The sequence below is a fragment of the Streptomyces sp. NPDC127595 genome (genome assembly GCF_042671685.1).
GTDB lineage: Bacteria > Actinomycetota > Actinomycetes > Streptomycetales > Streptomycetaceae > Streptomyces.
This window is the reverse complement of the sequence record NZ_JBHXWK010000016.1, coordinates 162,406-182,990: the sequence shown is the minus strand read 5'-3', so window position 1 is coordinate 182,990 and position 20,585 is coordinate 162,406. Positions and strand designations below refer to the sequence as shown.

19 protein-coding genes are annotated in these 20,585 nt (G+C 71.0%); 7 read left to right on the top strand and 12 right to left on the bottom strand.

Annotated features, from left to right (window positions below):
- Positions 1–6 precede the first annotated feature (6 nt).
- Positions 7–1,614 carry an amidohydrolase family protein gene (locus tag ACFVKT_RS36825; protein ID WP_385740140.1) on the bottom strand — a complete coding sequence of 536 codons (1,608 nt, stop codon included), beginning with the start codon at positions 1,612–1,614 and terminating at the stop codon, positions 7–9.
- A gap of 157 nt (positions 1,615–1,771) precedes the next feature.
- The gene (locus ACFVKT_RS36820; protein ID WP_385740137.1) at positions 1,772–3,049 is read right to left on the bottom strand and encodes an amino acid deaminase; all 1,278 of its coding nucleotides are present in this window, start codon (positions 3,047–3,049) and stop codon (positions 1,772–1,774) included.
- 176 nt (positions 3,050–3,225) lie between these two features.
- Between ACFVKT_RS36820 and ACFVKT_RS36815 the strand changes: the two genes are divergently transcribed.
- From ACFVKT_RS36815 to ACFVKT_RS36795, 5 genes are all read left to right on the top strand, one after another.
- Positions 3,226–4,269 (top strand): sugar kinase, encoded by a 1,044-nt coding sequence (locus tag ACFVKT_RS36815; RefSeq protein ID WP_385740134.1) that lies wholly within the window; start codon positions 3,226–3,228, stop codon positions 4,267–4,269.
- On the top strand, positions 4,266–5,033 hold the full coding sequence (locus ACFVKT_RS36810) for an IclR family transcriptional regulator (RefSeq protein ID WP_385740131.1): 768 nt from the start codon (positions 4,266–4,268) through the stop codon (positions 5,031–5,033). The genes ACFVKT_RS36815 and ACFVKT_RS36810 overlap by 4 nt, the downstream gene beginning before the upstream one ends.
- Before the next feature lie 7 nt (positions 5,034–5,040).
- Positions 5,041–5,451 carry a RidA family protein gene (locus tag ACFVKT_RS36805; protein ID WP_385740128.1) on the top strand — a complete coding sequence of 137 codons (411 nt, stop codon included), beginning with the start codon at positions 5,041–5,043 and terminating at the stop codon, positions 5,449–5,451.
- 124 nt (positions 5,452–5,575) lie between these two features.
- Positions 5,576–7,060, top strand: coding sequence for a GntP family permease (locus tag ACFVKT_RS36800; protein ID WP_385740125.1), 1,485 nt, complete (start codon positions 5,576–5,578; stop codon positions 7,058–7,060).
- 81 nt (positions 7,061–7,141) lie between these two features.
- Positions 7,142–7,750 (top strand): hypothetical protein, encoded by a 609-nt coding sequence (locus ACFVKT_RS36795; protein ID WP_385740122.1) that lies wholly within the window; start codon positions 7,142–7,144, stop codon positions 7,748–7,750.
- An 81-nt stretch (positions 7,751–7,831) separates the two neighbouring features.
- Here ACFVKT_RS36795 and ACFVKT_RS36790 read toward each other — a convergent pair whose 3' ends face one another.
- The 10 genes from ACFVKT_RS36790 to ACFVKT_RS36745 all read right to left on the bottom strand — a co-directional run bounded on the left by ACFVKT_RS36790 (position 7,832) and on the right by ACFVKT_RS36745 (position 15,108).
- Entirely contained in the window at positions 7,832–9,199 is a 1,368-nt protein-coding gene (locus ACFVKT_RS36790; RefSeq protein ID WP_385740119.1) for a M14 family metallopeptidase, read from the bottom strand.
- A gap of 193 nt (positions 9,200–9,392) precedes the next feature.
- On the bottom strand, positions 9,393–9,761 hold the full coding sequence (locus ACFVKT_RS36785; protein WP_385740116.1) for a holo-ACP synthase: 369 nt from the start codon (positions 9,759–9,761) through the stop codon (positions 9,393–9,395).
- Positions 9,761–10,564, bottom strand: a complete 804-nt coding sequence (locus ACFVKT_RS36780; RefSeq protein ID WP_385740113.1) for a hypothetical protein — start codon at positions 10,562–10,564, stop codon at positions 9,761–9,763. The genes ACFVKT_RS36785 and ACFVKT_RS36780 overlap by 1 nt, the downstream gene beginning before the upstream one ends.
- Entirely contained in the window at positions 10,561–10,830 is a 270-nt protein-coding gene (locus ACFVKT_RS36775) for a phosphopantetheine-binding protein (protein ID WP_385740110.1), read from the bottom strand. Before ACFVKT_RS36775 ends, ACFVKT_RS36780 begins: the two co-directional genes overlap by 4 nt.
- Positions 10,827–11,813, bottom strand: coding sequence for a 3-oxoacyl-[acyl-carrier-protein] synthase III C-terminal domain-containing protein (locus ACFVKT_RS36770; protein WP_385740107.1), 987 nt, complete (start codon positions 11,811–11,813; stop codon positions 10,827–10,829). Before ACFVKT_RS36770 ends, ACFVKT_RS36775 begins: the two co-directional genes overlap by 4 nt.
- Positions 11,813–12,637, bottom strand: coding sequence for a class I SAM-dependent methyltransferase (locus ACFVKT_RS36765; protein WP_385740104.1), 825 nt, complete (start codon positions 12,635–12,637; stop codon positions 11,813–11,815). Before ACFVKT_RS36765 ends, ACFVKT_RS36770 begins: the two co-directional genes overlap by 1 nt.
- A 50-nt stretch (positions 12,638–12,687) precedes the next feature.
- Complete coding sequence (locus ACFVKT_RS36760; protein WP_385740101.1) at positions 12,688–12,933, bottom strand: acyl carrier protein; 246 nt, start codon at positions 12,931–12,933, stop codon at positions 12,688–12,690.
- Positions 12,930–13,370, bottom strand: a complete 441-nt coding sequence (locus ACFVKT_RS36755; protein WP_385740098.1) for a holo-ACP synthase — start codon at positions 13,368–13,370, stop codon at positions 12,930–12,932. The genes ACFVKT_RS36760 and ACFVKT_RS36755 overlap by 4 nt, the downstream gene beginning before the upstream one ends.
- The gene (locus ACFVKT_RS36750) at positions 13,367–14,239 is read right to left on the bottom strand and encodes a hypothetical protein (RefSeq protein WP_385740095.1); all 873 of its coding nucleotides are present in this window, start codon (positions 14,237–14,239) and stop codon (positions 13,367–13,369) included. The genes ACFVKT_RS36755 and ACFVKT_RS36750 overlap by 4 nt, the downstream gene beginning before the upstream one ends.
- Complete coding sequence (locus ACFVKT_RS36745; RefSeq protein ID WP_385740092.1) at positions 14,236–15,108, bottom strand: diiron oxygenase; 873 nt, start codon at positions 15,106–15,108, stop codon at positions 14,236–14,238. Before ACFVKT_RS36745 ends, ACFVKT_RS36750 begins: the two co-directional genes overlap by 4 nt.
- A gap of 276 nt (positions 15,109–15,384) precedes the next feature.
- Here ACFVKT_RS36745 and ACFVKT_RS36740 point away from each other — a divergent pair, with 276 nt between their 5' ends.
- Both ACFVKT_RS36740 and ACFVKT_RS36735 read left to right on the top strand, forming a co-directional pair.
- The gene (locus tag ACFVKT_RS36740; RefSeq protein ID WP_385740089.1) at positions 15,385–19,047 is read left to right on the top strand and encodes a BTAD domain-containing putative transcriptional regulator; all 3,663 of its coding nucleotides are present in this window, start codon (positions 15,385–15,387) and stop codon (positions 19,045–19,047) included.
- Between the two features lie 186 nt (positions 19,048–19,233).
- Positions 19,234–20,076 (top strand): hypothetical protein, encoded by an 843-nt coding sequence (locus ACFVKT_RS36735; protein ID WP_385740086.1) that lies wholly within the window; start codon positions 19,234–19,236, stop codon positions 20,074–20,076.
- Positions 20,077–20,585: the final 509 nt, after the last annotated feature.

The following is a 20,585-nucleotide window of genomic DNA, read 5'->3' as shown; positions in this document are numbered from 1 at the left end:
GGGCGGTCACGCGGGGGTCCCGCGGACCGCCCGCCCCGCCAGTACGTCCGTCCTGCGCCCGTCCTCGATCACGAAGCGGCCGTCGATGATGACGTGCGGGATGCCGGTCGGGAGGGTGCGGGGGGAGTCGAAGGTGGAGCCCGCCGCCACCGTGGCCGGGTCGAAGAGGACCAGGTCGGCGCGGTAGCCCTCGCGGACGAGCCCGCGGTCGGGCAGCCGTAGCCGGGCCGCGGGACGGCCCGTGAGGTGGGCGACGCACTCCTCCAGGGAGAGGACGCCCAACTCCCTTACGTAGTGGCCCAGATAGCGCGGGAAAGTGCCGTACGCGCGCGGATGTGGCTTGTCGCCCCGCAGGATGCCGTCGGAGCCGCCGGTGTGCACCCGGTGCCGCATGATTGCCTGGACGTTCTCCTCGTGGCCGACGTGCTGGAGGATCGTCGAGCCGAGGCTGTCGGCGAGGAGCAGCCGGCGGGCGGTGACCCAGGGAGCCTCGCCGCGCAGGTCCGCGGACGCCTGCACGGTCCGGCCCACGTGCGGAGCGAGTGCCGGGTCGGTCACTCCCGAGATCTCGATCGTGTCCCACTCGATGGGGACGCCGTGGCAGCCGTCGGCGCCCACGACCTCCATATGGTGCCGGATGCGTTCCGCCGTCCCGTCGTCCTCGAGACGGGCGAGGGTCGCCTCCGGGCCGCCCTCGCTCGCCCAACTTGGCAGCATCGCCACGAGGGTTGTGCAGCCGGGGGTGTACGGATACGTGTCGAGGGTGATGTCGGCGCCCTCCGCCAGCGCCTTGTCCAGGAGGGCCAGCAGGTCCGGGGCCTTCCCCTCGTTCACGCCGAAGTTCATGGTGGCGTGGGCGAGATGGAGCGGGCAGCCGGCCTCTCGGGTGAGGGCCACCATCTCCTCGTACGCCGCCAGGGCGCCCGCGCCGTACGAGCGGTGGTGGGGGCAGTAGTAGCCGCCGTGCTCGGCCACCACCCGGCACAGGTCGGTGAGTTCGGCGTCCTTGGCGTACATGCCGGGGGTGTACGTCAGCCCGGAGGACATGCCGATGGCGCCCTCGCGCATTCCGGTTGCCACCAACTCCCGCATGCGGTCCAGATCTTGGGGAGTCGCCTCGCGGTCCTCCCAGCCGACGGCGAGCATCCGCAGGGTGCCCTGCGGGATGAGGTAGGCGGCGTTCACCGCGATGCCCTCGCCGTCGAAGCCGTGGTCGAGGCGGTCCAGGTACTCGCCCACGGAGCGCCAGGTGAAGTCGATGTCGTCGCCGTTGCCGTTCCAGCCGGTGATCGAGCGGCGGACCTCGGCGAGTGTGCGGTCGTCGACCGGGGCGTACGACAGGCCGTCCTGGCCTATGACTTCGAGGGTCACCCCCTGGGCGGCCTTCGCGCTGTGGTCCGGGTCGCGGAGCAGCGCGAGGTCGCTGTGTGCGTGCATGTCGATGAAACCGGGCGCTAGCGCAAGGCCTGGGGCGTCCAGGGTCCGGCGTGCGCCGAGGGGTGGGCCCTCGCGGCGGATCTCGGTGACCCGGCCGGCTGTGATGCCCACGTCGGCGCGGTACGAGGCCTGGCCGGTGCCGTCGATGACGCTTACGTCTCTGATCGCCAGGTCCACCTGGTTCCGCCTTTCCGGGCTTCGCCCGCGCTGCTTGTTTCCCGCGCTCCGCGCGGTGCTGCCCACCCACGGCCACCCGTCTCGGCCGGCTCCCCGGCTGCGCCGGAATACCCGACCACCCGACTCGGCCGGCTCCCCGGCTGCGCCGGAAGGCGTCTCAGAAGAACGTCCGCACGTAGTCCACGACCGTCCCGTCCCCCTCCACCAGCGGAATCAGCTGCCACTTGTCGAAGGAAGTGCAGGGATGCGACAGTCCCATCCCCACCCAGTCCCCGACCTGGATGTCCGCCTCCGGGGTCGTGCGGAGCCAGCCGTGCTGGTCGGAGAGGCCGGTGACCGTGATGCCGGTGGCCGGGCGGTCGGTGCCGTCGCGGCGGATGACCTGGGCCTCGGGCAGGTCCAGGTCGTAGGCCGCGTCCCGCTTGCCGGCGTTGACGAAGGCCTGGTCGGGGGAGGGGCGGGAGACGACCTGGGCCCAGAGCCGGAAGGCGGGGTGCAGGGCGCCCTCCTCGGGGACGCGGGTGAAGGGCGTGAGCTTGCGGTAGTGGCCGTCGTCGTGCGAGACGTACGCGCCGGAGCGGAGCAACTTCAGTACGGGGAGGGAGAGTTCGGGGATCTCCGCGAACACGTCGGCCACCGCGTCGAACCAGGCGCTGCCGCCCGCGCTGACGACGATCTCCGCGAGGCCCTCGAACCGGCCCGCCTTGTCGAAATCCGCCGCCAGTGCGGTGAGCCGGCGCAGCCACGCGTGCACCCGGTCGGGGTCGGCGTCAGGAACCTCGCCCTCGTAGCCCGCCACGCCCACCAGACGCAGCGTCGCCGCCCCGGCCACCGCGTCCGCGACCGCCGCGCACTCGGCCTCCGTACGGACGCCGGTGCGGGCGCCCTCACCGGCGGCGAGTTCGACGACCACGTCCACGGGGCGGGGGGCCCCGAAGAGCGCGGCGTCCATCAGTTCCACGCCGCGCACGGAGTCGACGTAACAGATGAAGCGGAAGTCAGGGTCCGTGGCGAGTTCGGACGCGATCCAGCGCAGGGCGGAGGCGTCGACGAGTTCGTTCGCGAGGAAGACCCGGTCGATGCCGAACTCCCTTGCCACCCGCACCTGGTGGGGGACGGCGAGGGTGATTCCCCAGGCGCCGTGCTCGATCTGCTTCCAGAAGAGCTGCGGGGCCATCGAGGTCTTGCCGTGCGGGGCGAAGGCGAGGCCGTGGCGGGTCGCGTACGTCTCCATCAGGGCGAGGTTGTGGTTCAGGCGCTCGGCGGAGAGGGCGAGGACGGGGGTGGTGAAGCCGTCCGTGAAGAGGTTGCGGCGCTGGGCGGTGAGTTCGCCGACGGTCAGGCCCCCGGCGTCCGGAGGAAGCCCCTTGAAGCGGAGGTCGACGCGGTCCGCCGTGAGAGCGGTGAGCTGGGGTGCGGCGGTCTCGGCGCCCATGGGGCCTCCCTGATTACCTGATGAACCTGACTTGATGAACCTGACCTGAACAACAATGCGTTGCATTCTCTGCAACGGTCATTGCGTATGACGCTTACTGCTGTCTAACATCCCAGCCAACGCAGGGTCAACGGTGCCGGTGCCGTTGACCGAGAGAGCAAGGGGCCCCAGCCATCGTGACCGCCTTCGACGTCGTAGCGCTCGGCGAGTCCATGGTCACGTTCCTGCCCTCCCGGCCCGGACGTCTCGCCGATGTCCCCTCCTTCACCCGGGGGATCGGCGGCGCGGAGTCGAACGTCGCCTGCGTGCTCGCCGCCGCGGGCCACTCCGTGCAGTGGGTCAGCAGAGTCGGCGCCGACGGCTTCGGTGATCACCTGGTGGAGGCGATCGCCTCGTACGGCGTGGACACCTCCGCCGTACGGCGGGATCCCGCGCGTCCGACGGGCATCTACTTCCGCACGGCGGGCGACCGGGCGACCGACGCGCACGAGGTGGCGTACTACCGGGCGGGGTCGGCCGCCTCAGCGATGGCGGTGGACAACGTGGACCTGGACGCCGTCCGGTCCGCCCGCGTCCTGCATCTCTCCGGCATCACGGCCGCGCTGTCCGACGACTGCCTCGGCCTGATGCGCGCGCTCACCGCGCGCCGGCCCGGACGCCCGCTCGTCTCCTTCGACGTCAACCACCGCCCCGGGCTGTGGCGCGGTACCGAAGGGCCGCGCACCGTGCTCGACCTCGCGCGCGGCGCCGACATCGTGTTCGTCGGCGAGGACGAGGCGCGGGACGCCTGGGGGCTGCGCGGCGCAGGGGCGATCCGTGACGCGCTGCCGGAGCCGGAGGTCCTGGTCGTCAAGTACGGCAAGGGCGGAGCCGTCATGTTCGACAAAGACGTCGAGGGGACCGAGGACGCGGACGGCACCGCCACGCTCGTCCCCGCCCTGCGCGTCGACGTCGTCGCGGCGGTCGGCGCCGGCGACGCCTTCGCCGCCGGTTTCCTCTCCGCCACCCTGCGCGGGCTCCCCGCCAAGGACCGGCTCCGGCACGGCCACCTGATGGCCGCCGCCGCCCTCACTGTCCCGGGGGACCTGGCCGCGCCGCCCTCCCGCGACCACGCCGACCGGCTGGCCGCTCTGGACGACCGGGCGTGGGAGACACTTCGACTCGGCCCCGGCTGGACCGAAGCCGACACGCGGGCCGACGAGGAGGTACATACCCCATGAGCCAGACCGTGGACCGAGCGCTGAGCATCCTGCCGCTGCTCGCCGAGGGCCCCGCCGACCTCGGGCAGGTCGCCGACCGGCTCGGCGTGCACAAGTCCACCGCGCTCCGCCTCCTGCGCACGCTTCACGAGCACGGGCTCGTCTACCGCCAGTCCGACCAGCGCTACCGCCTCGGCGCCCGCCTCTTCGCCCTCGCCCAGCAGGCGGTGGAGAACCTGGATATCCGGGAGATCGCCCACCCCCACCTCGTACGGCTCAACGAGCAGTGCGGGCACACCGTCCACCTCGCCGTCCACGAGGAGAACGAGGTCCTCTACATCGACAAGGTGGAGAGCCGGTACCCGGTCCGGATGTACTCGCGGATCGGCAAGCCCGTCGCCATCACCGTCGCCGCCGTCGCGAAGCTGCTCCTGGCCGACCTGCCCGAGGCCGAGCGGCGCGCGATCGCCGACAAGCTCGACTACCCCATGTACACGGCCCGTTCGATCCCGAACGCCCCTGCCTTCCTCAAGGAGCTGGCGGCGGTCCGCGAACAGGGCTGGGCCACCGACCTCGGCGGCCACGAGGAGTCCATCAACTGCGTGGCCGCGCCCATCCGCGGCGCCGACGGACGGGTCGTCGCCGCGATGTCCGTCTCCGCCCCGAACGTCGTCGTCACCGCCGACGAACTCCTCACCCTGCTCCCGCTGGTACGCCGTACGACGGACGCCATCAGCCGCGAGTACTCCGGCAAGTCGCCCACCCAGGAAGCCCCGAAGGAATGAGCACGGCATGACTGAGAAGATCGCCCTCACCCCCAAGACCCACACCGCCCCGCCCGCCAAGTTCTCGCACGGCGTGAGGAAGGGGAACATCCTCCAGGTCGCCGGACAGGTCGGCTTCCTCCCGGCAGTCGAGGGTGAGCCGCCCACGACTGCGGGACCCGGCCTGCGCGAGCAGACCCTCCAGACCCTCGCCAACGTCAAGGCGATCCTCGAAGAGGGCGGCGCGAGCTGGGACGACGTGGTGATGATCCGCGTCTACCTCACGGACGTCGGCCACTTCGCCGAGCTGAACGGCATCTACAACACCTACTTCGAGGAGCAGGGCCTCACCGCGCCCCCCGCTGCCCGCACGACGGTCTACGTCGGTCTGCCGGCCGGGCTCCTCATCGAGATCGACGCGCTCGCCGTACTCGGCTGACGTCCCTCTCCACTCAACTCCCGCATCCCGTACGTCATCACGGTGCGGCGCCCGTCATCCCGTGGGCGCCGTGCCGCGATCCCCCACGCCCCGAAAGCACCATGCACTTAAGAAGAGGCCCCCCTTGCTCTCCCAACCGCTCGCAGCGACAGCCCCCGCCCCCGAGACCCCACCCCACACCGGCGGTCTGCTCCTCCTCCTCGACGGCACCGCAGGGCTGCTCACGGTCGCCGCCCTCGGCATCGCCCTCCTGCTCGTCCTGATCATCAAGCTCAGGCTCCAGCCCTTCGTGGCGCTGCTCGCCGTCTCCATAGCCGTCGGCCTGGCGGCCGGCCTTTCGGTGACGGAACTCTTCGGCACGGTCCAGCGGTCCACGGCCGTCTCGGTCATCGAGTCCGGCATGGGCGGCATCCTCGGCCATGTCGCGATCATCATCGGCCTGGGCACGATGCTCGGCGCGATCCTCGAAGTCAGCGGCGGGGCCGAGGTGTTGGCGTCCCGGCTGCTCGGGTTGTTCGGTGAGAGGCGGGCCCCGCTGGCCATGGGCCTGACCGGCCTGATCTTCGGCATCCCGGTCTTCTTCGACGTCGGCATCTTCGTCCTCGCGCCGATCGTGTACGCGGCGGCGAAGAGGAGCGGCAAATCGATCCTGCTGTACTGCCTGCCGCTGCTCGCCGGCCTGTCCGTGACGCACGCGTTCCTGCCGCCGCACCCGGGACCGGTGGCCGCCGCCGGACTCCTGCACGTGGATCTCGGCTGGGTCATCCTCATGGGCGTGGTCTGCGGACTCCCCGCCGTGGCCGCCGCCTGGGTCTACGCCGCCTGGATCGGCAAGCGGATCTTCGTCGCCGTACCGCAGGACATGGTCGAGGCCGCCGCGGAGGCGAAGCTGGCCGTGCGGGAGGAGCAGCGGGCCTCGGGCGTCGAGCCGCGCGAGAGCCCGGTGCCGCTCGGCACCGTCCTCGGCATCATCGGTACGCCGCTGGTGCTGATCCTGGCGGCGACGTTCTCCTCGATCGCGCTCGACCCCTCCACCCTCCGCTCCGTGATCGAGTTCTTCGGCAGCCCGTTCGTCGCTCTCACCATCGCCCTGCTGCTCGCGTACTACCTGCTCGGCATCCGGCGCGGCTGGTCCCGCAAGTCCCTCGAGACGGTGTCGACCTCGTCGCTCAAGCCGGTCGGCAACATCCTGCTGGTGGTCGGCGCGGGCGGGATCTTCGGCGCCGTACTGAAGGCCAGCGGGGTCGCCCAGGCACTCTCGGACACCTTCAACGACGTCGGCCTGCCGGTGCTCGTCCTCGCCTATCTGATCTCGCTGGTCCTGCGCGTTGCCCAGGGCTCGGCCACCGTCGCCATCGTCACCACGGCCGGTATCGTCGCGCCGCTGCTCGCCGAGAGCGACCACTCCCAGGCCTTCGTCGCCCTCGTCATCATGGCGATCTCGGCGGGCTCGATCTTCGCCTCGCACGTCAACGACGGCGGCTTCTGGATGGTGGCGAAGTACTTCGGCATCAGCGAGCGGGACACCCTGAAGTCCTGGACGGTTCTGGAGTCGGTGCTGTCCGTCGCCGGGTTCGCGGTGGCGGCGGTGCTGAGCCTTTTCGTATAACGGCCGGTTTGTCATAACGGCCGTGCAGCTATGTAGGGGCTGGCTGTTCCTGACACAGGATCGTCGACCATACTGCCCGCTGTGGAGCAGCGCATAGGTTCGAAGAGCCAGCCCCTGGATGCCGCCGCGGTCGACCCGGCGTACATCCCCGGGCTCACGTCACCCGTGCCCGCGGAGCCGGACGCGAAAGCGGAGGTCGAGGACGCGAAGGCCGAGGCGACCGACACGGCCGAGGGCGCCGAGTCTGAGGAGGCCACCTCCGAGGAGGCGGTTTCCGAGGACGCCGAGGCCGAGGAGGAGGTCGGCGACGAGGACGACGACGAGACCGAGGCTTCCGACGAAGCCGAGGAAGCCGCGGCGGACGCCGACGGTCCCGTCTTCGAGGCCTCCGACCGGCGCGCCTCGATCACGGCCGACCACAGCGGCGTACAGCTGCGCCTGGACGACCAGCAGGCGGAGTTCCGCTGGGAGGAGATCGGCGCCGTCGAGACGGAGTCGCCGCGCTTCGGGAAGCGGTTCACCATCACGGTGCACACGCCGGACCGTCGCTGGTACCCGATCGAGATCGAGGCGTCGTCCCGGTCACGCTTCAAGGAGTGGGAGGACCAGCTCGACGCCGTCCTCGACGCCTACTTCGAGGAAGACGTCGAGGACGATGTCGAGTCGGACGACGAGGACAGCACCTCGTAAAGGGGGAGCGGGGAACTGCGCGACCGGCCACGTACGGCCCGCAGTTCCCCGCTCACCTGTCTTCAGCTCACCGGCGGAGCGTCACGAGCAGTACTGCGCCTCTTTGCCGATCGAGCGGTACATGCAGTCGGCGTTCTCCAGGAGCTGCAGCACCGCGTCCCGGTTGCGGGACGTCTCCCGGACGATGACCTCGTCGGGCGGGTAGAAGCCGCCGCCGGAGCTGGACGTCGGATACATCTCGAAGGTGTACGAGAAGATCTTCTGGTTGCCCCACAGCCAGTCGTCGATCGAGCCGTCGGTGATGTAGAGGTCACTGGCCTGCTCTGCCGTGTAGCCGTTGCTGGCGGCCATCTTCCCGCCGACCGCGGCGAAGGCGTTGCGGTCGTCCAGCGTCATACCGGTCGCGGTGTTGGCGGTCGTGTAGCCGTAGGGCCACAGCACCAGTTCGCTGTACGTGTGGAAGTCGATGCCCGCCTTGATCTGCTGGACGCCGCCGACGACCCGGCTGCGGACGAAGTTGGCGACCACCTTGACCTCGGGGGCGGACTCGGCCGACGTACCCCGGTAGGTCTCCGAGGAGGTCGAGCCGGAGGAGCCGCCGCAGCAGCCGAACTGGTAGGCCCAGTTGCGGTTCAGGTCCGTACCGATGTACGACGAACCGGTGTTGGGCTGGCGGTTCTTGCGCCATGAGCGGTAGGCGCCGGTCGCGATGTCGTACTCGCCGCCGTCCGGGTTGAGGTCGGGGATGATCCAGATCTCACGGGAGTTGACCAGGCTCGAGACACGGGAGTCCGTGGCGTACTTGGAGGTCAGCTCCTTCAGCAGGTAGAGCGCCATCTCCACGGTGAGGTGCTCGCGCGCGTGCTGGTGGTGGGTGAACAGCACCTCGGGCTCGGCCTCGTCCGTGGCGACGTTGTCGCTGATCTTGAGCGCGACGATGTTCCGGCCCTGGTACGAGGTGCCGATGACCCGCTGGCTCACGAGGCTCGGGTAGGCGGCGACGACGGAGTTGATGTCGGTCGTCATCTCCGCGTAGTTGTGGTAAGTCGAGTCGGCGGTGGGGAAGTCGAGGATCCCCACGTCGGCCGCGCTCGAACGGTCCGGTGCCGAGCCGAGCAGCGAGACCTCGTAGCCCTGCGAGCGCAGCTTCTTGATCTGGTCCGCGCGGCCGGAGATGACGACGGTCTCCGAGTCGGCCTCGTCCACGGTCACGCCGGCCTGCTGGATCGCCGTACGGGACTTGGAGTCCGAGTGCATGTGCACCTCGTACTGGCGGACGGGGTCCTGCTCGGCCGCGGGGGCCTTCGCTCCGTCGGCTGTGGCGTCGGTGGCCGTCGCCATGAGCGGGGCCGCGAGCGCGAGCGCGATCAGGGTGGCGAAGGCTGCGGTGCGGCGACGGCGTCTGCTTCCGGTGCTTCCGGCGCCGCTGCCGCGAATGCGAAGTCGCATGAAATCTCCTTGTTTCTCCGGGCGTTCCGGGATCTCCGGAACGAGAGGAGGCGCGGTGGGGGGTGGATCAGTGCGACGTGCTGGTGCGGGTGTGGCGCTCATGGTGGAGGTCTGGCATGGTCAGGTCAAGTATCCCCCAAGGGTTGGTGACGGGAATCGGCCGAAAATCAGCCGGACAGCTGTACGCGGAGGGTTACGAAGCCAGCGCGATGGCGAAGGCCAGGCCCCGCTTGTGGGTGAGGGAGACACGTACCTCGGTGATGCCGGCCTCGGCGGCCCGGGCCGCGGCCGCGCCGTCGAGACGGACGACGGGAGCACCCTCGTCCGTCCGCAGGACGGCCACCTGACAGGGGCGGACGCCGCCCGTCATGCCCGTGCCGAGCGCCTTCAGTACCGCCTCCTTGGCTGCGTACCGGCCGGCGAGGAACTCCCGGCGCCGGTCGGGACCGAAGCCGGCCGCGAGGGCCAACTCCGGTTCGGCGTAGGCGAAGGCGCGGAACCACGGGCGGGTCAGGAGGCGGTCGAGTTCGTCGAGGTACAGCAGATCCACGCCGATGTGCATCAGCGTGCGCCCGCCGCGACGGTGAACACCGCGTGGTGGCCGACGCCCGTGCGCGGGTCGGTGTCCCGCAGGACGACCGTGCGATGGCTGCGCCGCCACTCCTGCCAGTGCGCCGCGAGTTCCAGCCAGACGCCGGTGCAGTAGGTGCCCGGCGGCGCCCGGTGCACGTCGGTGCCTTCCGGCACGTCCTCCTCGGCCGCCCACGGGCCGAGCACATGGAGGACTCCGTCCCCGGCCGGCTCGGGCGGCGCACCCGAGCCCACCCCGGCCAGCTCCAGGCTCCCCGCCTCGGCGCCCGGCGCCGCGCGCAGCACCAGGGCCGCGGCCGAGTCGGTCAGCGGCGTCCGGCTGACCAGGGGCAGGTCGGTCGGCAGCGTGGTCTGTTCCAGTACGGCGAGGACCACCTCCGCGGCCCGGCCGGAGCGCTGGTAGGCGGCCGCGATCCGCAGCGCCGTGAAGGGGGCCGCCAGACCCTGCTGGGCGATCGCGAAGTTGACCGCGGCGCCCCCCAGCCGTTCGGTGAGGTGGGGCGCCACCGCGGTGAACGGGACCACGTCCGGCAGGGCGTGGGTGACGATCAGCAACTCCGGCCGGGACTCGCGCACGCCGTCGGCGTCAGCCAGCAGGTCGGCGAGCTGACGGTGACTCACATGGCGTCCACAGCGCAGGAGTTCCTCGTCCGGCTTGGCGCCGAACGGCCCGAGGAGGTCCTCGAAGAAGCCCGCGGGTGCCGTCGTGCCGGCCGGGCCCGGGCCCTCGGGCGAGCGGACGTGGGCGGCGGCGTGCAGTACGAGACCGGTCATGGCCCTTTGTCTCCTCCGGTCGGCAGCCCCTCGACGTAGTCGGCGAAGGAACGGACGGTGCGCAGGTGATCGATGTCCAGCGTCTCCGGGTCGACGGCCACATCGACGAAGTCCTCGACCAGGAGCAGCAGTTCGAGAACGGAGGAGGAGTCGAGGCGGAGGTCGTCGAAGAGCCGGGTGTCCTCGGTCAGCTCGGTGACCTCCTGCTCCAGCACTTCCGAGAGCGCCTTCTCGATCGCCGAGATCACCTCCTGGCGGTCGGTCATACGGGTGTCGCCCCCTTCTGATCGGTTTGCTGGTCGGTCTCCCGGTGGGTGATCACCATCGCCCCGAAGGTCGCGCCGAGGCCGACCGAGACCATCACGTAGTGGGCTCCGTCGACCAGCAGCCCCGTGTCGCGCAGGGTGGTGTAGTTGACGAAGACGTCCGAGGCGAAGGTGTGGCTGTAACGCGGCACGTTGTCCAGGAAGACCTTCTCGGCGGGCACGTCGAGCGCCTTGATGGTCTGGCGCCAGGCCAGCAGGTTGACGTTGTGCGGAATGATCAGCTCGATGTCGGCGAAGGACAGCCCGGCCTCCGTCACAGCCCGGTGGATGACCTCGGCGATGCGCGTCCCGTACTGCTCCCCGAACACGGTGTTCTGCTCGGGGGTCAGCTCCATCCACTGCGCGTACTCGCCCAGGGTGCGGGTGACGAAGGAGCGCACCTCGTCGCCGGCGCCGTCCAGGGTGACCAGGCAGGCCGCCGCCGCGTCCGCCATGATCGCGGTGTTGGGGATGTGCTGGACGACCGGCGAGTACGCCCGCTCGCCCGTGACCATCAGCGCGTACGCGTTCTCGTCGCCCTCCGCGCGCAGCAGTTCGCCCACCACGTCGACGGCGCCCAGACTGGAGACGCACGCCTGGTGGCTGAGGGCGAACGCCTCCGTCCCTTCCAGGCCCAGGTCATCCCGGACCACCTGGGCGACCTCCACCTCGGGCGGTGCGACGGCCTGAGTGGTGTGGGCGTAGACCAGGTACGCGACCCGGGCGCCCTCCGGCAGCGCGTCCAGCGCGCGCCGGGCGGCGGGCCGCAGCAGGTCGAAGAGGTTCAGGTCAGGGTCGAAGCGCAGGGTGTCCAGGCCGTAGAACTTGCGGAAGACCCCCAGGGCGGCGCGGCGCAGCCCGAGGTGCTCGCCGAGCTCCTCGATGCGCAGGGTCCGCTCGGGCAGGTACGACTCGATCCGCTCCAGCGTGGTCCGACCGGCCATCAGGCCGCCACCGACTCGGCGCGGATGAGCCACAGACGGTTGGCGCCGCGCCGGCTCCTCGGCTGGACCTCGTAGGGCCAGCGGCCCTCCCCGGCGTTCGGCTCGCCGGGCTCCTTGAGGTCGGTGATCTTCCAGCCGTTCGCGGTGAGGAACTCCTCCGGCTCGTCGGTGCCGAAGATCCAGGGGGTGCCGTCCGCGGCCAGCGTGTCCAGGAAGGACTTGGAGAAGGGGCTGCGCAGGAGGGCGCGGCCGAGGATGTCGAAGGACAGTCTGCTGCCGGGTGCGGAGGCGGAGCCGAGCAGTTGGAGCAGCCCGGCCGCCTGCTCCTCGGTGAGGAAGAACGTCAGCGCCTCGGCGATCCACAGGGTGGGGCGCGTCCGGTCGAATCCGGCCTTCTCCAGTTCGCCGAGCCACTCCCCGGTCAGGTCCGCGGAGACCTCGCGCCGGTCGGTGCGCGGGCTGGCCCCCAGCGCGTCCAGCCGACGGCGCTTCTCCTCGATGAGCGGGCCGTGGTCCACCTCGTAGACGACCGTGTCCCTGGCCCAGTCGAGGCGGAAGGCCCTGGTGTCCATGCCGGCCGCGATGAGCACGACCTGCTTGATACTGCCGTCGGCGAGCGCCGACTCGATGGACTCGTCGAGGTACTTGGTGCGGATCGAGATGAACGGGAGCAGCCCGCCGCCCTCGTAGCGCTCGATGAGTTCGAAGCCTTTCGGGGCCGCGAGGTCGCGGGCGAGCGGGTCGGTGTAGAGCGCGTCGTCCCGTTCGGACTCCAGGGCGCGGGCTGCGGCCATCCACTGGGCCGTGTAGGAGACTGCGTGCATGGTTCGGCCTCTTTCGGGGTTGTAGCGGTTGGCGGTTGGCTGGCCAGTGGTCAGGCGAAGAAGGCCCGCTTGATGGTGTTCAGGGTCTGGAAGTCCTCCACGTCGATGCTGTCGAAGTCGATCTCGGCGCCGCTGGCGTCCTCGATCGCGTAGACCAGTTCGACGAAGGCGAGCGAGTCGACCAGCCGGCTCTCGATGATGTTGACGTCGAAGGCCAGCTCGGTCCGGTCCGGGTGACGGCCGAGGATCCAGTCCCTGACCTTCTCGATACCGGTGGTGTCCACGGCGGAGCTCATGGTGTTTCCCTTTCGTCGGCGGGGGTTGGGGTGTGCGGTGGTACGGCGACGGCGGCGGCCACCGCGATGGCCCAGCCGCCGTCGTGGCTGATGCTGATGTCGATCGGACCGAGTCCCGCCTGTTCGGCGAGACGGGCGGCCCGGCCGGTGAGCCGGACGTGCGGCCGGCCGCCGGGGCCGGGCAGGATCTCGGTCGCCAGCCACGGAACGGGCTCGCCGGTCGCTCCGAACAGCTTGAACACGGCCTCCTTGGCCGCCAGTCGGCCCGCGGCACCGGCCTCGTCGGACAGCCGGCGTTCCTCGGGCGTGAGCATCCGGTGCAGCGCGGGCCGCGACGCGGGCCCCGAGCGCGGTTCCAGCAACTGCGGTATGCGGGACAGCGGGACGAGGTCGACACCGACCCGCGGCAGTACGGCGGCGGGGCCGGGGCGCGTCATACGGGCCGGGCGGCGTCGGCGGCAGCGGAGCCGCCGACCGTCGTGGTGGCCCGGCGGACGGCGTCGAGGGCGGCGGCCAGGTCGGTGTCGTAGTGGTCGGACAGGACGGCGAGCCAGCGTTCGAGGCCGAAGGCCACACAGGAGGTGAAGGCGAACTCGCCCGCCGCGAGCCGGATGTCGCAGCGCTCGCCGAAGAAGTTGCGGTGGGTGTTGACCGAGGCGATGGCGAGATCCCCGTGCTGGAACTCGTACTTGACCGGACTGAGCTTGGCCAGCAGTGCGCGGGCGCCGTCGTTCTTGAAGAACGGGTCGGTGGCCGCCTGCCGGGTGAGGCCGAGTCCGAGCGCGGCCGAGAAGGCCTCGATACGTTTCGTGAAGCGGGCGATGACCTGCTGGGTGTGCTCGTACGTGCCCAGGGCGACGATCTCGCGCATCTGGAAGCTGGCCAGCCGGCGCAGCCCGCCGTAGTGGTCCTCGTGCCGGAAGCAGCGGTTGACCAACGTCACCAGGCTGTCGTCGGCGACGCGGGAGCCCTCGTGGTAGAGGTAGGCGCCATAGCAAGTGGCGTGCGGGAGGCCGTAGTTGACCTCGTGGACCTCGCCGGGCCCGAACCCGCCGTCCACCGGTTTGACCTCGCCGTCGGCCAGGTCGAGCGCGCCGACGACCCAGGCGAGGTGGGGGAAGTTGTCGTAGACGTCGAACTTCTCCAGATCGGTCACCGGGTACAGCGGCGGCGGGCTGATCTCCTCGGCGCCGGCCGCGAAGGCCCAGTCGGTGAACGTCCGGTCGAGTTCGCGCACGAGCCGGGTCGCCGCCGGCCCCAGGATGGCCAGTGCGGGGGCGCCCGCGTTGCCGGTCAGCCGGTTCACCGGATGATTCCCGTCTTCTCGAGGAACTTGGTGGTCTTGCGGAAGGTCTGCGCCTCGGCCGCGACCCGGGCGGGCGAGGCGAGCAGGGTGCGGCGTACCTCGTGCGGGTCCGCCAGGCCGGCGTCCCGGTAGACCTGGGGGTGATAGAGCGACTCGAAGCTGTGGGTCATATAGCGCCGCAGATAGCCGGAGATCTCGTCGAGCTCCGCCTCGGTCGCGGTGCTCTTGACGTCCTGGTAGAGCAGTTGGACCAGTTCGCGGCCGAAGGCGATGTGCCGGGACTCGTCCTGGTGGTGGATCCGGTTGATGGAGCGGATCGTCTCGTGCAGCCGCTCGTCCGCCGCCATCGCGGAGTTGTAGTGGTCGACGAGCTCCTCGAAGATCATGATCCGGGCGAAGACGAGCAGGCTCTCCAGCTTGGCCGAGGGGGCCGCGGCACCCGCTCCGGCCGGCTGCCGGTAGATCTTCCCGTCGCCGTAGCGAAGACAGAACTCGGCGAAGAACCACATGTGTTCGTTCTCCTCACCGATGAAGTGGTGGAAGAACTCCGAGGGCGTCTCGAATCCCTTGGTGTGAATGCGGTTCACCACTTCGATGAGCAGCTCGCGAATGCCGTGCACATTCAGGCTGTAGAAGTTGATGCTCTCGAAACGGGAAAGCTTCTGAAGCTGTTCGGTACTCAGTGAATCGGCCAGTTCGGTGCCGTAGGTGGTGGTGAGTTCGGGGCTCATCCACCACATGGCTTCCGGCAGTTGTTCAGGCCATTCGAAAAGCCGGTAAGGATTGTAGTAGTCGTCGATCGATTTCGCGCTGAGGCGGCCCAGTATCCCCTGGAACCGTGCACTTCGGTCAATGACCTCGCTGGACATGGGGCAATGGCCTCCGCTCGCCGAGGATTGCTTCGCTTTCGAAGGTAGAACGCCGGTCGTGTTCGGCTCAACGCCCGGAAGTGGCCTGGCCGGGACCGGACAGTGCCGCCGATCCGATGCGGTGGCGGTGTCCCATCGGTTACCGTCGAGCGATGGCCTGTCCGTCAGCGGTCGACTTGCAGTGCTGCTGAGGGATTCGACGGGATCGTTCCGACCAATATCCGGTGCGCATGGCGTCTCAGGGAGGAACCACACTCCGTGGAAGGTTCGGTTGGCATGGGTCGGCAGATCCACTCTCTGCGCAGGCGGTCCGGGCTCAGCCAGAGCGAGTTGGCGGCCAGATCCGGCATGAGCACACGGGCGTTGCGCGATATAGAACGCGGGCGGGTGGCACGTCCGCAGTTGCGGACGATCCAACGACTCGTGGCCGCCCTGGAGTTGTCCGACGGAGAAGCCCAGGAACTCTATGCGGCGGACCGCACGACACCCACCCGTAATTCCGCCAGATTCCGCGTGAACATTCTCGGTACGCTCTCGATCCACAGCGGTGACACCGATGTTCCCGTCAACCGGCCGATGCTGCGTCGACTGCTCGGACTCCTGGTGTTGAAGCAGCCACATTCCGTCACGCACGAGGAGATCGTCGACACGCTCTGGCCGACGGGTCCGCCGCGTTCTTCACAGAGTCTGGTCCATACCTATGTAAGCCAGGTACGCCAATTGCTGGAACCGGCGGGGCCGTTGACCCAGGCCGCGCCGAGCGTGGAACGCGTTCCGGGCGGATATCGGCTGCGGGCTGAGGCGGGCCAGAGCGACCTGGGCCGTTTCCGGGACCTTGTGGCGCGAGCGAAGCGCACGTACGGCGCCGGAGATCTGGAGATCGCGCACCAGTCGCTCGCGCTCGCCCTCCAGTGCTGGCGCGGCCCCGTGCTCAGCGACGTGGACCCCCTCTTCCGGCAGCACCCGAGCGCCGTACTGGCCGCCGAGCAGCGCGTGGAGGCCACCCTGCTGTACGCCGACCTCTCGCTGACCGTGGGCCGGCCGGAGCAGGCGGTACCCGTGCTGTGGGAGACGGCGGGCGGTGAACCCCTGCACGAAGGGGTGCACGCCCGGCTCATGCTCGCGCTGGCCGGGAGCGGCGAGCAGGCGGCGGCCCTGAACGTGTACGCGTTCTTCCGGGAGCGCCTCGACGAGCAGCTCGGCATCACACCGAGCCAGGAGCTTCGGGAGGCGCATCTGCGGGTGCTGCGGCAGCAGGTTCCGCAGCCCGAGCGGCCGGCCCTGTTTCCTCCGGGGCCGACGTCCGTGGGGAGTACGGGAACCGCAGCCGCGAGCGCGCCGTCCGCGCCCGCCGCCACCCCGGTCAAACCGTCCCAACTGCCCGCCGGCACCTCCTCGTACGTCGGCCGCGAGCGGGAGAAGCGGGAGCTGGACGGCCTGCTGGGGACCGAAGCGGCCGACGGCGTGGACAGGGCCGACGGGGAGGACCGGTCGACGGTGATGGCGGTGGTCGGACCGCCCGGCGTCGGCAAGACGGCGCTGGCCCTGCACTGGGCCCATGTCCGGCAGGAGCGCTTCGAGGACGGCCATCTCTTCGTGGATCTGCGCGGCCACTCGCCGCTCCCCGCGCTGGAACCCGCCGACGTGCTGGCCCGCTTCCTGCGCGCGCTCGGCGTTCCGCCCGACCGGGTACCGGCCGGCGAGGAGGAGGCCGCCGCCATGTACCGCACACTGCTGGCCGGCCGGCGCATGCTCATCGTCCTCGACAACGCCGGCAGCGCGGACCAGGTGCGTCCCCTGCTGCCGGGTCCCGGCCGCTGCCGGGTGGTCATCACCAGCCGCAGCCGGCTCCCCGGCCTTGTCGCGGGTGAGGGAGCCCGGCACCTGGGCCTGGAGGTGCTCAGCCTCTCCGAGGCACACACGCTGGTCGGCCGGATCCTCGGCGAGGAGCGGGCCGCCGCCGAACCGGAAGCGGTGGTGCAACTGGCCCGGCTGTGCGGGTGGTTGCCCCTGGCCCTGCGGGTCGCCGCGGCCAACCTGATCGCCAACCCCGTTCTCAGCGTCGCCGGCTACTGCACCGAACTGGCCGGCGGCGACCTGATCGGCGGGCTGCGGATCGAAGGCGACGAACGGTCCACCGTCCGGGCCGCCTTCGACCTGTCCTACCTCGCGCTGTCCGAGGGCGCGCGCCGCACCTTCCGGCTGCTCAGCCTGGTACCCGGCTCGGACATCACCGTCCCCGGCGCCGCCGCCCTGATCGACGACTCGCCCGCCGAGGCGGCCCGGCTGCTGCGCCGCCTCGCCCACTCGCACCTGGTCATCGAACCGACGCCGGGCCGGTTCGGCATGCACGACCTGCTGCGCTCGTACGCCCGTGAACTGGCCGACGGCGAGGAGACGGAGGCGGTCCGGCGCCTGCTCGACTGGCAGTTGGCCCGCACCGAGTCCGCGGCGGAGCTGCTGTACCCGGACGACCCGGCACGCTTTCGGACGGCCGGACGCGAGCGGACCCGGGCCGGTGCGCCCGGCGTGACCGACACGGACGAGGCGACCGAGTGGCTCACGACCGAGCGGGAGAACCTGGTGAGCATGGTGCAGTACGCCGCCAGGACCGGAATCCACACCAGCGCCTGGCGGCTCGCGGAGGCCCTGCACGGATTCCTCTCCGTCGGACTGCACCGGGCCGACCGACTGGCCGTCGCCAGGGACGGACTCGCGGCCGCGGTCGCCGACGGGGACCTGCGCGCACAGTCGGCCGCCCGGCTGCGGCTCGCCGACTGCCACTGGGCACAGGGCCGAAACGCACACGCCGTACAGGACTACGGGCTCGCCCTGGACCTCGCCGAGCGGGCCGGCTGGGGGGACGGACAGGCCATGGCGCTGCGCCGGATCGGGGCGGCGCACCAGGAGAACGGCGCGATGCGGCAGGCCTCGCTCTTCCTCTCCCGGGCCCGTGGCCACTCCTCCCGCGGCACCGGGCCGGGAGCGGCGGAGGACCTGGTGAACCTGGGTCTGATCTGCTGGAAACTGGGGCGGCTGCAAGAGGCGGTGGCCCACTACACGCAGGCGGCCCGGATCTGGGACGAGCTGGACTCCACCGGCAGTGCGGCGATCGCGCGGACCAACCTCGGCGTCGTCCACCGCGCCATGGGGCGCCCCGCCGAGGCGATCACCCTGCTGGACCGGGCCCTGGTCCTGCACGCCCGCAGCGGCAACAAGACGAGCGAGACCGTGGCACTGAGCTGTCTGTCGACGGCGCACTCGGACACGGGCGACCATGTGCGCGGACTGCGGCTGGCCCAGGAGGCCGTCGCCTCGGCGCAGGCCCTGCAGAACCGGAGGCTGTCCGCGAACGCGTGGTTCTCCATGGGGGCCGCCCAGGAGCGGGCCGGCCGGCCCGAGGCCGCGGACAGCTACCGGCTGGCCCTGCACCTGGCCGGAACGGTCGACGACCGCTTCCCGCAGGCCTCCGCGCTCCTCGGCCTCGCCACCCTGGCCCTCCGGCAGGACGAGCCGGAGGAGGCACTGGCCCACGCCGGGCAGGCCCTCGCGCTGGCCCGGGAGGCGGAGTTCGGTGTGCTGGAGGCCTGCGCCCGTCATGTCCTCGCCCTGGCCCGGGTGTTGCTGGGGGACTCGCGGGCGGCGGTGGAGGAGGCGCGACGGGCGCTCGAAATGCACCGGCGGACCGGACACCGGCCCGGTGAGGCCCGCAGCCACATGGTGCTGGGCTGCGCGTTCGCCGCGAGGGGTGAACCGGACCGTGCCTTCGGTCACCGGCGCAAGGCCCTGCTGCTCTTCCGGCAGATGGGCATTCCCGACTTCCGGGACTTCGCGGCACATGGGCGCGCCCGCCGGAACTCGGCGCGGGTGGACGAGGCCGCGGACACCGGGCCGGCGCAGCCGGTTCCGCTGTGTGCGGAGCTGCCGGGGAGGGGTTGAGATTTCTGCCGCCTTCTGCGGCGGAGGTTCGGGCTGGATTGTGTTCGTCCAGGTCAATGGTGGTGCGGCGAGAGCGGAACGGCAGCCTCAGCGAGCCGTCGCGCTATGGGCGCACTGTGGCCGTTCGTCCCATCGGTCTCCCTATGCTCTCGGGCAAGAGGTACAGACCAATAGGGGGCGAGCATCGTGGAGATCACCACCGCCACGCGGTCCGGGGGCGGACCGGACGGCAGCGAGGACCTAGTGGTCGCGGGAGGCCACTTCGCCCTCCTGCTCGACGGGACGGGCGCGGGCACCGGCACCGGCACCGTCGAGGCTGAGGGGTGCGGGCACGGTGCCCCGGGCCTGGTGAAGGAGCGATGCGGGCATGGTGCCCGGGGCCTGGTGGAGCAGCGGTGTGGGCATGGTGCCCGGGGCCTGGTGAAGGAGCGGTGCGGGCACGGTGCCCGGGGCCTGGTGAAGGAGCGGTGTGGGCATGGTGCCCGGGGCCTGGTGAAGGAGCGGTGCGGGCACGGTGCCCGGGGCCTGGTGAAGGAGCTCGGGAGCCGGCTCGCCGACGGTCTGATCCGGAACGCGGACGCACCCCTGGGCGCCATGCTCCGCGGCGCGTTCGAGTCCGTCCGCGAGGCCCACCGCCTGCGCTGCTCGTCCACTTCCGCCCGGGGGCCGGTCCCTTCTGCGGCGACGGTCGCCGTCCTGCGGCAACGCGGGCACTTCCTGGACCTGTTGGTCCTCGGCGGTGTGGCCGCCCTGGTCCAGTTCCCCGACCTGACCGTCAACGCCGTGCGCGGACGCCGGCCGGCCGGTGGCGGCGCCACGGAGGAAGCCTCGGCCGTGGTGGGCAGCCTGCCCGCGAAGGACGTCCACCGTGTCTGTCTCCTCAGCGGCGGGGCGTATCGGCTCGCCGAACCGTACGAGAAGCGCTGGCCCCTGCTCCTCGACCAGTTCGGCAGCGCGGGCCCGGACGCCTTCGTCGCGGCGACGCCGTACGACGACGCGTCGGTGGCGCTCTGCGTGCCGCGCCTTTGACCGACGGGTCGAGGGGCTCGTCGGGGGATCAGTCGAGTGGCCGGTCGCATGACTGGCCGCATGGCTGGTCGGGTCGCTGGTCGAGCGACAGGCCGGGGGACCGGCCGCGACTGTCCGGGCGGCCGGGCAGGCGACTGGTCGAGGGTTCAGTCGGGTGACTGGTCGAGCGACAGGCCGGGGGACCGGCCGCGTGACTGTCCGGCCGGCCGACCGGGCGACTGGTCAGGCGACTGGCCGGGGGTTCAGTCGGGTGACTGGTCGAGCGGTTGGTCGGGCGGCCGACCGGGGGACCAGCCGCGTGACCGGTCGAGCGGCTGACCCGGGCAAATCGACCCGGCGACCGGCAGGGCTCCGGGCCGAGCCACGAGAACCCGCACCACAACCTCCGCCGCCCCTCACGCCCACCCCCGCCTCCTCACGCCCACCCCCGCCTCCTCACGCCCACCCCCGCCTCCTCACCCCTACGTCCTCAAGCCCGTCTCCTCACGCCCACCCCCTCACGCCCACCC

Excerpts from the sequence above, each read along its gene's own strand:
- ACFVKT_RS36805 (WP_385740128.1), top strand. The coding sequence starts at position 5,041 with ATGACTGAGAAGATCGCCCTCACCCCCAAGACCCACACCGCCCCGCCC.
- ACFVKT_RS36785 (WP_385740116.1), bottom strand. The coding sequence starts at position 9,761 with ATGCACATCGGCGTGGATCTGCTGTACCTCGACGAACTCGACCGCCTC.
- ACFVKT_RS36760 (WP_385740101.1), bottom strand. The coding sequence starts at position 12,933 with ATGAGCTCCGCCGTGGACACCACCGGTATCGAGAAGGTCAGGGACTGG.
- ACFVKT_RS36770 (WP_385740107.1), bottom strand. The coding sequence starts at position 11,813 with ATGGCCGGTCGGACCACGCTGGAGCGGATCGAGTCGTACCTGCCCGAG.
- ACFVKT_RS36775 (WP_385740110.1), bottom strand. The coding sequence starts at position 10,830 with ATGACCGACCGCCAGGAGGTGATCTCGGCGATCGAGAAGGCGCTCTCG.
- ACFVKT_RS36810 (WP_385740131.1), top strand. The coding sequence starts at position 4,266 with ATGAGCCAGACCGTGGACCGAGCGCTGAGCATCCTGCCGCTGCTCGCC.
- ACFVKT_RS36790 (WP_385740119.1), bottom strand. The coding sequence starts at position 9,199 with ATGCGACTTCGCATTCGCGGCAGCGGCGCCGGAAGCACCGGAAGCAGA.
- ACFVKT_RS36780 (WP_385740113.1), bottom strand. The coding sequence starts at position 10,564 with ATGACCGGTCTCGTACTGCACGCCGCCGCCCACGTCCGCTCGCCCGAG.
- ACFVKT_RS36765 (WP_385740104.1), bottom strand. The coding sequence starts at position 12,637 with ATGCACGCAGTCTCCTACACGGCCCAGTGGATGGCCGCAGCCCGCGCC.
- ACFVKT_RS36745 (WP_385740092.1), bottom strand. The coding sequence starts at position 15,108 with ATGTCCAGCGAGGTCATTGACCGAAGTGCACGGTTCCAGGGGATACTG.
- ACFVKT_RS36755 (WP_385740098.1), bottom strand. The coding sequence starts at position 13,370 with ATGACGCGCCCCGGCCCCGCCGCCGTACTGCCGCGGGTCGGTGTCGAC.
- ACFVKT_RS36740 (WP_385740089.1), top strand. The coding sequence starts at position 15,385 with ATGGGTCGGCAGATCCACTCTCTGCGCAGGCGGTCCGGGCTCAGCCAG.
- ACFVKT_RS36820 (WP_385740137.1), bottom strand. The coding sequence starts at position 3,049 with ATGGGCGCCGAGACCGCCGCACCCCAGCTCACCGCTCTCACGGCGGAC.